At 69.5% G+C, this 9,283-nt stretch carries 8 protein-coding genes and 1 pseudogene; 4 read left to right on the forward strand and 5 right to left on the reverse strand.

Annotation, left to right across the window (positions count from 1 at the left end):
* The first annotated feature begins 57 nt into the window (after positions 1–57).
* Entirely contained in the window at positions 58–870 is an 813-nt protein-coding gene (locus AC559T_RS32455; protein ID WP_498871110.1) for an SAM-dependent methyltransferase, read from the forward strand.
* A 63-nt stretch (positions 871–933) separates the two neighbouring features.
* Here the strand turns inward: AC559T_RS32455 and AC559T_RS32460 are convergent, their stop codons facing one another.
* Positions 934–2,298, reverse strand: coding sequence for a PQQ-dependent sugar dehydrogenase (locus AC559T_RS32460; RefSeq protein ID WP_498871111.1), 1,365 nt, complete (start codon positions 2,296–2,298; stop codon positions 934–936).
* A 50-nt stretch (positions 2,299–2,348) separates the two neighbouring features.
* Positions 2,349–2,552 carry a hypothetical protein gene (locus AC559T_RS32465; protein ID WP_112108975.1) on the reverse strand — a complete coding sequence of 68 codons (204 nt, stop codon included), beginning with the start codon at positions 2,550–2,552 and terminating at the stop codon, positions 2,349–2,351.
* Between the two features lie 411 nt (positions 2,553–2,963).
* Between AC559T_RS32465 and AC559T_RS32470 the strand changes: the two are divergent.
* Positions 2,964–3,101 (forward strand): annotated as a pseudogene (locus tag AC559T_RS32470) (IS5/IS1182 family transposase); the annotation flags it as partial.
* 64 nt (positions 3,102–3,165) lie between these two features.
* Entirely contained in the window at positions 3,166–4,053 is an 888-nt protein-coding gene (locus tag AC559T_RS32475) for a helix-turn-helix transcriptional regulator (RefSeq protein WP_498871112.1), read from the forward strand.
* Positions 4,054–4,176: 123 nt separating this feature from the next.
* Here AC559T_RS32475 and AC559T_RS32480 read toward each other — a convergent pair whose 3' ends face one another.
* Complete coding sequence (locus AC559T_RS32480) at positions 4,177–5,856, reverse strand: diguanylate cyclase domain-containing protein (RefSeq protein WP_498871116.1); 1,680 nt, start codon at positions 5,854–5,856, stop codon at positions 4,177–4,179.
* A gap of 274 nt (positions 5,857–6,130) precedes the next feature.
* On the opposite strand from AC559T_RS32480, the gene AC559T_RS32485 reads away from it, so the two are divergent.
* Positions 6,131–6,901: a protein phosphatase 2C domain-containing protein gene (locus AC559T_RS32485; protein ID WP_498871113.1), complete on the forward strand. Its 771-nt coding sequence runs from the start codon at positions 6,131–6,133 to the stop codon at positions 6,899–6,901.
* A 232-nt stretch (positions 6,902–7,133) separates the two neighbouring features.
* Here AC559T_RS32485 and AC559T_RS32490 read toward each other — a convergent pair whose 3' ends face one another.
* Both AC559T_RS32490 and AC559T_RS32495 read right to left on the reverse strand, forming a co-directional pair.
* Positions 7,134–7,475, reverse strand: a complete 342-nt coding sequence (locus AC559T_RS32490) for a hypothetical protein (RefSeq protein ID WP_498871114.1) — start codon at positions 7,473–7,475, stop codon at positions 7,134–7,136.
* Between the two features lie 443 nt (positions 7,476–7,918).
* Entirely contained in the window at positions 7,919–8,701 is a 783-nt protein-coding gene (locus AC559T_RS32495) for a TetR/AcrR family transcriptional regulator (RefSeq protein ID WP_498871115.1), read from the reverse strand.
* Positions 8,702–9,283 lie beyond the last annotated feature (582 nt).

The following is a 9,283-nucleotide window of genomic DNA, read 5'->3' on the forward strand; positions in this document are numbered from 1 at the left end:
GTGACCGATGCCGATGCCGATGCCGATGCGTCCGGCGCGAGGCCGTGGTTCACGCCTGTGACGGAACAGCTCACCCCGGCCGATCTGAAGATCGATGTTCCGCACTCGGCTCGGGTGTACGACTGTTTCCTGGGCGGCAAGGACAACTTCCCGGCTGACCGGGAGGCCGCCGAGCAGACGCTGGCCATCTTCCCGGACATGCGGACCGGGGCGCGTGAGAACCGGGCGTTCCTGCACCGCGCGACCCGGAGACTCGCCGGGGAGCTGGGGCTGCGGCAGTTCCTCGACATCGGCACCGGCATCCCGACCTCGCCGAACCTGCACGAGGTCGCGCAGGAGGCCGCCGCGGACGATCGGATCGTCTACGCCGACAACGATCCGATCGTCCTCGCGCACGCCCGCACCCTGCCGACCGGTACCCGGCAGGGCCGCACCGCCTACCTCGACGCCGACCTGCGCGAGCCGGAGAAGATCCTCGCCTCGCCCGAGCTGGCCGAGACTCTCGACCTCGACCGGCCGCTCGTGCTCTCCCTGATCGCCGTGCTGCACTTCATCCCTGAGTCGGACGACCCGTACGGCCTGGTCCGCCGCTACACGGAGATCCTCCCGCCGGGCAGCTACGTGGCGCTCACCCACGCCACCGGGGACTTCGCGCCGGAGGAGGCGGAGCGGGTCTCGGCCGTCTACCAGGCACGCGGGATCGCGCTGACCCCACGCTCCCGGGCCGAGGTCGAGGACTTCCTCGCCGGCCTCGACCTCGTCGAGCCGGGTGTCGTGCCGGTCCACCGCTGGCACGCCGAGAAGGACGTCCCTGAGGAACTGGCCGACAGCCGCGTCAACGTCTACGGCGCCATCGCCCGCGTCCCCTAAGGGCTGTCTGGCCAGCGACGGGATCCATTTCGGCCAGGTCTGGTAGATGACGCTGCGGCTGGTTCAGCGCGCCGGGGGAGCCAGCCGGTACACGGCGTCGGCCTGGTCGTCGGTGATGTAGACGGCCCTGTCCGGTCCCGCGACCGCGGCCACCGGACGGCCCCACCGAGAGCCGTCCGCAGTCTGGAACCCGCCGACCAGGGTCTGCTGCCCGCCCAGGTCGCCGTTGCGCCAGGGGAAGAACGACACTTCCGGGGCGCGTGGGGGTGACGCGTTCCACGAGCCGTGTATGCCCACCAGCGCGCCGGAGGCGTAGCCGCCTGGCAGGTCGCCGTCGACGAACGACAGGCCCAGCGGCGCGGAATGCCCGGGGAGTGCCTGCTCCACGGGGGGGAGTGCCGCGCAGTCGAGCATCCGCCCGTCCGGGTTCGTCTGGACGTCGCGGGTGAACGGGACGTCGGAGAAGTCCTGGCGGGAGCCGCGGACACCGGGGTCCACGTCGGCGTCGGGGTTGCAGTACGGCCAACCCAGGTTCCGCCCGGGGGTGAGTTTCGCGAAGGGCTCGACGGGATGGTCACGCACATACTCGTCGATCACCTGCCCTCGCGCCGACCCCGGATCGTCGCCGTAGGGGCGGTCGTACGGGAACTGGATGTTGTCCCGGTTGTTGACCGCGGTCCATACCGCGCCGTCGGGGGCGACGGCGAGGGCGGTGCCGTTGCGGACGCCCACGGCGAACGGCTCCGGTGGCCCGCCGCCGGGTGGCACGCGCAGGATCGAGGCCCGCGGCGGCGTCGCGGTGAGATCGTCAGCGCTGATGTTGCCGGTGGATCCGACGGACACGTAGACCGATCCGTCCTGACCCACGGCGACACTTTTCAACGCATGGGCGTATCTGCCTCGCAGGTCCGGGCTCCTGGCATCGGGTAGATCCGTGACAACCGGACGCGGGTTCGTCGCCTGTCCCGCCGCGTAGGCGAAGGCGTTCACCCGGTCGCTCTGCGCTACGTACAGGGCCGAGCCGGAGAAGGCGAGCCCATGCGGCTGGTTCAGCCCGGTCAGCAGCGCGGACACGGTTGCGGTGCCTCGCCCGTCGGGCTCCAGCCGGACGACGGTGCCGTTCTCCGGCACCGAGACGAGCAGGGTGCCGTCCGGGGCCCATGCGGCCTGCCGGGCCGAGGGGACCCGTGCGAACACAGACAGTGTCCAGCCGGGGGGCACGAGCGCCTGCCGCTGCGTGTTCAGCGGGGCGGCGTCCATTCCCTCCGGGACGGCGAGGGTCACCGGTACCAGCCCCGACACGGCGGCGGAGGGCGCCGGGTCACCCTGACTCGGAGTGGTTGCGGCGGGAGCGGGGGAGTCCGACCCGCAGGCGGCCAGAAGGAAGGCGAGAGCCATCGCGAGCAACGGAAGGCGCCGGATCGTCATAGGACCCCTTCAGACCAGGGAGAGCACACCGCGAGTTCGGAAAATGACCTTTATTGATGTCGGGGTCGCTCGGCGCTGGTGAAGTCGGCGTAGAGCCGGTTCTGCCCGTCGAGGGCGAGGCCTAACAGCCCGGACTCGCCGGCGTGCCGCGCGCACTCCCCGGTTTCCACGACGAGAGGGGCCCCGTAGTAGAGAACTTCGGGAATGATGCCGTCGTCGCGCTCGATGATGAGGGGCGTGCCGCCGAGGAACACAACAGTCCAGGGCGTATCCAGGGCGGTTAGGAGCGTGGTGGACGCGACGGGAGCCGCAAGGCTATCCGGCCTGGCGGATGTCGTTACGGGAGGCGATTGCGATAGCGGAATCGGCGATGCGGCCGGGTCGGGAGCGGACGGGCTGCATGTGGCCGGGGCAAAGCCGACTGTGGCGGTGAGGGGGACGACGGCCGGGGGCAGGCGGACTCTCATCGCATCGGTCTCCTTCCGCGGCGTCGGCGCGCCGACGCTGGGACCTGGCTAGGGGCCGACGTGGTTGCGTGCACGCCATTCCACGCTAGGCGGCTCGATACAGCCCTGGGAGGCCCCGTCAGAGCCTGGCAGGCCGGGCCAAAGGCTGTTTCGTAACCTCGTGCGGGGACCCGGGGCTGCCTGGCGGATCATGTTGGGGTGCAGGTCGTCTCCGCTGCTGACCCTCAGTGGATCTTTCCATTCGCCGGGTTGAAACCGACCCGGTTCCGCCGGCTGGTCCGCCTGGTCGCCCAGCGCGGTGGGGACCGGATCGCTTATGGCCGCCCGGGGAGGGAGTCACCATCAAGGGGGGTAATGGCAGAGACCCCCAACCACCAGAGGTGGTACTTAGCCTGGAGGGATGGACAACCGCAGTGAGGTCCGCGCGTTCCTCACCTCACGTCGGGCCAGGATCAGCCCCGGTCAGGCCGGACTTCCCGCCTACGGGAACCGCCGGGTGGCCGGGCTGCGCCGTGGTGAGGTCGCCGTGCTCGCCGGCGTCAGCGTCGAGTACTACACCCGCCTGGAACGCGGCAACCTTTCCGGGGTCTCCGACAGCGTCCTGGACGCCGTCGCCCGCGCGCTGCGGCTCGACGAGGTCGAACGCGCGCACCTGTACAACCTGGCCCGCGCCGCCAGCCCGGCTGCGGCGCGCACCCGCCGGTGCGAGAGCGCACCGAAGATCCGGCCCGCCATCCGCCGCGTCCTGGACTCGATGACCGGCGTGCCCGCGCTCCTGTGCAACCACCGCTTCGACATCCTCGCCGCCAACCCGCTGGGCCGGGCCCTCTACTCGCCCGTGTTCACCACCGCGACGCAGCCGGTGAATTCTATGCGGTTCGCGTTCCTCGATCCGTACGCACGGGCGTTCTACCCGGAATGGCAGAAGGTGGCCCGTGAGTCCGTCGGTGCGTTGCGTACCGCAGCAGCCAGGGACCCTCATGACAGGCAGCTGATGAACCTCATCGGCGAGCTTTCCATGCGCAGCGAGCCCTTCCGCACCTGGTGGGCTGCGCAGGACGTCTTCGTGCACCGTCACGGCACGAAACGCTTCCGCCATCCCGCCATCGGCGAGCTCGAACTCGCCCACGAGGCTCTCGAACTTCCCGGCGAGGACACCTTGGCTATCGTGATCTACACCGCCGAGGCGGAAACACCCTCGGGTGACGGCCTCGAACTGCTGGCCACCTGGGCCGCAACGGCGAAGGACGGTGCGAGCCGCGCCAGGTCCCATGGACAGGCAGACTGACACGTTACCCACGACGGTGCCCTTCGAGCCGGACAGACGACCGGCGCCTGATCCCGCTGCGAGGAGGATCAGGCGCCGGAGTGTCCGACTACCTGTGGATCGGTCGTGGCGGTCGGTGATGGGTCAGTTGGTGATGGTCGTGGGGGTGGACGGGTCGGGTTGGTAGATGACGAGTCCGCCGGTTTGTGCGCGTTTGGCGGTGTACATGGCCAGGTCGGCCTGGTGGATCAGGATGTCGGGGGTGGCGGGTCGGGTGCTGGTGCTGGTGCTGTCGAGGGTGACCAGGCCGAGGCTGGCGCGGGGGGTGTAGGGCCGCCCCGCCAGCAGGCAGGGGGCCTGGATGGCGGTGGCGAGCCGTTCGCCGATGCGGCGGGGGTCGTCGGGGCCGCCGCCGTCGAGGATGACGCCGAACTCGTCGCCGCCGAGGCGGGCGACGGTGTCGATCGCGCGGGTTTCCGCGCGTAGCCGGTCGGCGCTGATCTGGAGGAGTTCGTCGCCGGCGGCGTGGCCGAAGGTGTCGTTCACCTTTTTGAAGCCGTCAAGGTCGAGGAACAGGACGGACACCGTGTCCTCGCCGGAGGTGACGGCGGGGGTGTGGGTGGTGTCGCTGTCGGTGCCTTGGATGAGGGCTCGTTGCAGCCGGCGGGTGAACAGTGTCCGGTTCGCCAGGCCGGTCAGCGGGTCGTGGAACGCCTGGTGGTGCAGTTGCCGTTCGCGTTCCCGGATCTCGGCGAGTAGCCGGGTGTTCTCGGCGAGGGTGACCATCTGCCGGAGCAGGGCGAGCACCAGCAGTGTGATCATGCCGTAGGTCTCGAACCGGTCGAGGCGGGCACCGGTGGTCAGCTTGCCCAGGATCAGCAGGCCCGCGGCGGTGAGCGCGGCGTAGGGCAACGCGGCGTGGGCCCACATCGCCCGCGGGCTGGGCGGAGCGGGGCCCTCGGGGGGCGTGGGGGTCGGGACCGGGACGAACGCGGCGAGGAAGACCAGCAGGAAGGCGAGAGCGAACCCGATCAGGCCCCAGGGCGGCAGGTGGAACCCGTACTCCGCGGCGACGTAGGCCATGACGTTGGTGGTGAGTCCGTAGGCCAGCAGGCCGGTGCCCAGCAGTGCCAGCGTCGCCGGGGCACGGGGTCGGCGGAAGCAGGCGATCAGCACGACCGCGGTGGCGAGGATCAGACCGGCACCCTGATGGGTCAGAGCGAACCGGAACGGCCTGAGACCGGGGCCGGTCTGGACGAGCGGGGCGAGCACCGTCCCCCATTGCAGCAGGACGAGCGAGCCGGCGATCAGCAGGCAGTCCAGCAGGGTGATCGCATGCCAGCGGTGGGCGCCGTACCACCGCCTGCCAGCACTCCCGGCCCGGCTGTCCACCGGGTCGGTGGGCAGGGACAGCAGCCCGGCCAGGGCCACCCCGTAGAAACTGAGGAAGACGGCATACGCCGGGGACATGCCTTGCCTGTGGGGCAGATCTCCGGCCAGCAACGTCGGTGCGATCGAGAGGCTGGCGAGCATCGCCCCGGCGGCGGTGAGACCGACGAGCACCCGCCAGCGGCGCTCCGCCCCGCGTACCCGCCGGGCGGTCCAGAAGCAGGCGGCCGCGGCGGCGAACTGGGCGGCGGTGGAGACGAGGTCCGTGGCGACGCGGGCGGAGCGCAGGTCCAGCAGCACCGCGAAAGCAACATCCAGCCCCAGCAGCGCCAGGGAGGTGATGATGGCGCACCACAACACTCGTGGCGTACGACCCGAACCGGTCAGACGCCACGGACTATGTGCAGAAACGACGACATTGCGGAGTTTGAGCATCACCCACACCCCCGCAAGGAAGCTTATCGCAATCATTTAGATTCGTACAGTGACGATTCGGCTAGGGTGGGTTGAACAAGGAGGGCTCCGTCACGGCGAATGTCGTGACGAAGCGGCTGTAGCGGGGTGCAGTCGCCGCGGGCTGCGGCGATGCCAGCGTCGCTGGCAGGCTGACGTCCTGCCTACGCTGTCGGCGGTCGGCTGGTGGAGGTATGCACGCTGTGATCGCAGGTGACACGGCCCAGCCCTTCAACCATTTCAGGATCCCAGACTGATGCGCGCGACCTTCGCCACCGAGCACACCCCCGGCCGGGTCAACGAGGACGCGGTCGCCGTCGGCGACGGCTGGGCGTTCATCCTCGACGGCGCGACCGCCCGTGCCGGTGTGGTCTCCGGGTGCGTGCACGACGTCCGCTGGCTCGCCAGCACCCTCGCGGGGGAGCTCGCCCAACGGCTACTCGGCTCGCAGCAGACTCTCCCAGCTCTCCCAGCTCTCCCAGACCTGCTTGCCGAGTCCATCCAGGCAACCTGCCGCCAGCACGGCCCCGACTGCGACCTGTCGAACCCCAACAGTCCCAGCTCTACCGCCGTCATCGCGCGGTGGACATCCGAGGAGTTCGAATACCTCGTCCTTGCCGACTCGCCGCTGATCCTCGACCTCGGCAGAACCATCCGCCCGATCATCGACGACCGGATAGCGCACCTGCCGGACTACTCGGCAGACGGGGTGGCCCGTTCCCGGAACCAGCCGGGCGGGTTCTGGGTGGCTTCCACCAACCCTGACGCCGCATATCAGGCCGTCACCGGTTCGGTGCCGGCTGACGAGGTCCACCGCGCGGCCCTGCTGTCGGACGGCGCGTCCCGGCTCGTCGAACAGTTCGGCGTGCTGGACTGGCTGGGCCTGGTGGATCTTCTGGACAAGCCGGGGCCTGCCGAGTTGATTCGCCGGACCCGCGCGGCGGAGCGCGCCGAGGCACCCGAGATGGCTGCACGCCGCCAGGAGAAGCGCCACGATGACGCGACCGCCATCCTGCTCCGCAGGTAGATCCGCAGGTAGAGGCGTGTTGATCCGGGCACGAGATCGCGACCCGGCCCGTTGGTCGATGTTCGTCCGCGGCTCCAGACCCGTCGCCGGCGGGGAGCCGGGGCCGGGGCGCCCTGGCAGGTGCGCCGGCCGGGGTCAGGTTCGGTGGCGCGAACCCCGGCTCGCGCCCACCTGTCGGGTCGGCGTCGATCGCGGTGGGAGGCTGATCGGCCGCGCTACAACTCAGGACATGTCACGTGTGATAGCTGGTCTGCACGCGGTCCCGGTGCTTCTCATAGGTGGGGCCCTTTCGGTCTCCTTCATGCTCCCGGCGGACAAGCGATTCCTGCTTGCGCCGATGATCGCTGGCGTGACGGCGGTCACGATGATTTCGATCCTCCTGCTCCTGCCGCGCCTGACCCGGTGGAGGCTCGACGAGTTGCACGGCCCCGAGAACGGTGCCGAACCGAGGGGAAGCAGTGGCGGTTCCGACGACGGCGACGGCGGTTGGAGCCACGCCCACTACGGCCACCGCCACGGCGACCAGTACGGCCACAACCATCATGTTCACGGCGGTCATCACGATCATTGTCACTCGGGTTCGGACTCCTGGGGCGGCTCCGACAGCCACAGCAGCTCCGGTAGTTCGTCGAGCAGTAGCTACGACAGTTCCTCGTCCAGCAGCAGCTCGGACAGTTCGTCCAGCACCTCGAGCTGCTGACAGAAGGTTGTCGACGAACATGGCCTCAAAGATCTATCAAAGCCACGCGAGGCGCCCTCTTAGCGCTTGATCCACAGTTCCTCGGCCTGTACTGAGGGTAGTCGGCGGGGTGTTACCTGTTCACGGACGCGGCGAGTTGTACGGGCGTGATCTGCTCAGCGAGCCCACCAAGCCCATGACAAATTTGACGGCATGACGAAAAGGCGGCACCAACACTGTTGGAACGGCGAGCGCCACGCAGCTCGCAGCATCCCCTGGGTCGGCGCAGCCGCCCTGTTCAAGCTTGGCCTCTCAGGGGTCGGGTATCTGCGGTGCGGTTATTGATTGCTGGGGAGTTGGCTGGCGACGCCGTCGAGGAAGAGGGTCATGCCGTGGGTGAAGACGTCGTCGGCGGAGGCGGCGGTGTAGAGATTCCCGGCCGTACGTAGCGCCGGGAAGTCGTCGGCGGGTAGTCCGTCGAGAAGTTGACGCAGGTCGGCTGCTCCGGCCACTCCGTTCGAGCCGCGACCGGCGGGGCTGCGTCGGATGTTGGTGGAACCGCCAACGAACTCGATCATCGTTATGGTCGTGTAGACCGCCTGTCTGTCGGTCAGTCCGGCCTCGAGGTACAGGGCGAGGGCGAATTCGACGAGGCGCAGCATGTTCGGCCCGGATCCGGATCCCGATTTGCTCCGCCCAGCCGACGGGGGCAGCGGCTGGCTGAGGGTGACCCTGCGCATCTCGAGCATCAGTGCCTCGACGTCGGCGCGCCAGCCGCGGCCGGTGCGATCGAGCCGGATGTCGCCCATCACGTGGTCGGCGATGAGGGCGATCAGCTCGTCGCGGCTGGCGATGTGCCGGTAAAGCGAGGCGTTGCTGGTGCCGAGCCGTTCGGCGACCGAGCGCACGGTCAGCGCTTCCAGCCCTTCCTCGCGGAGGATCTCCAGGGCCGTCTCGACGATGCGTTCGGTGGACAGTCCGCCGGCTCGCGGCCTGCGGCGACGGTCGACCAGGGCGCGCTCCGCCCACCAGCGGGCTGATCCGGGCTCAGCGGGTACCGCCGTCTCCTCGGTCGGTGCGGCTCCGTCGCCGTGAGCGGGCGACCGGAGACCATCGGTCACCGCGGGTGGTGAAGATGTCACAGGGCCCTCCGGTTCCGTCTTGACGGTATGCGAGCATCGCCCGCATACTCATCCACTGGCAAGCGACCGTCGGTCGCATAAGGAGTGGGTGTGCGGCCACGATTACAGCGCGGACCTACTTGTGTCTACCGACATGGGTCCCAACCGCCGGCCACAAGAGCGGTGGGGTACCGCGACCGACGTCGTCGCCGCACCCTGACCGGTCGCATGACCAGGCCCACCCCCGCCACCACCCACCCGGCTGACCGGCAAACGTCACGCCTTCTCCCGACGCGCGCCATCTGGCCCGCGCTGTCGGCGTTCTCCGGACATCACCGGAAAGGCTTCTCCGCCCGGCCCGGCGAACAGGCAGGCGACCTTCAGCCTGATCTCAAGCAGCCCGCCGGGAAGATTCCGCGCCCAACCAGCTCGGTGGATTTCACCGGCGCCCCGGCCGGCAGGGCTCCTCACCGCCGCCCGCGGCGCGCCCACCAGCGCGCAGGGAATCCACCCAGGCGAAAAGGTGATCCGCCGATCCCCGCGTACACGATGTGGCCGGTGACCGCCACCGGCGATGAGGCA

The sequence above is a fragment of the Frankia sp. Hr75.2 genome, assembly GCF_949319125.1.
GTDB lineage: Bacteria > Actinomycetota > Actinomycetes > Frankiales > Frankiaceae > Parafrankia > Parafrankia soli.

What these genes read in the sequence shown, in the direction of transcription:
- AC559T_RS32460 (WP_498871111.1), bottom strand. Translation starts at nt 2,298, where the DNA reads ATGACGATCCGGCGCCTTCCGTTGCTCGCGATGGCTCTCGCCTTCCTT.
- AC559T_RS32475 (WP_498871112.1), top strand. Translation starts at nt 3,166, where the DNA reads ATGGACAACCGCAGTGAGGTCCGCGCGTTCCTCACCTCACGTCGGGCC.
- AC559T_RS32480 (WP_498871116.1), bottom strand. Translation starts at nt 5,856, where the DNA reads ATGCTCAAACTCCGCAATGTCGTCGTTTCTGCACATAGTCCGTGGCGT.
- AC559T_RS32485 (WP_498871113.1), top strand. Translation starts at nt 6,131, where the DNA reads ATGCGCGCGACCTTCGCCACCGAGCACACCCCCGGCCGGGTCAACGAG.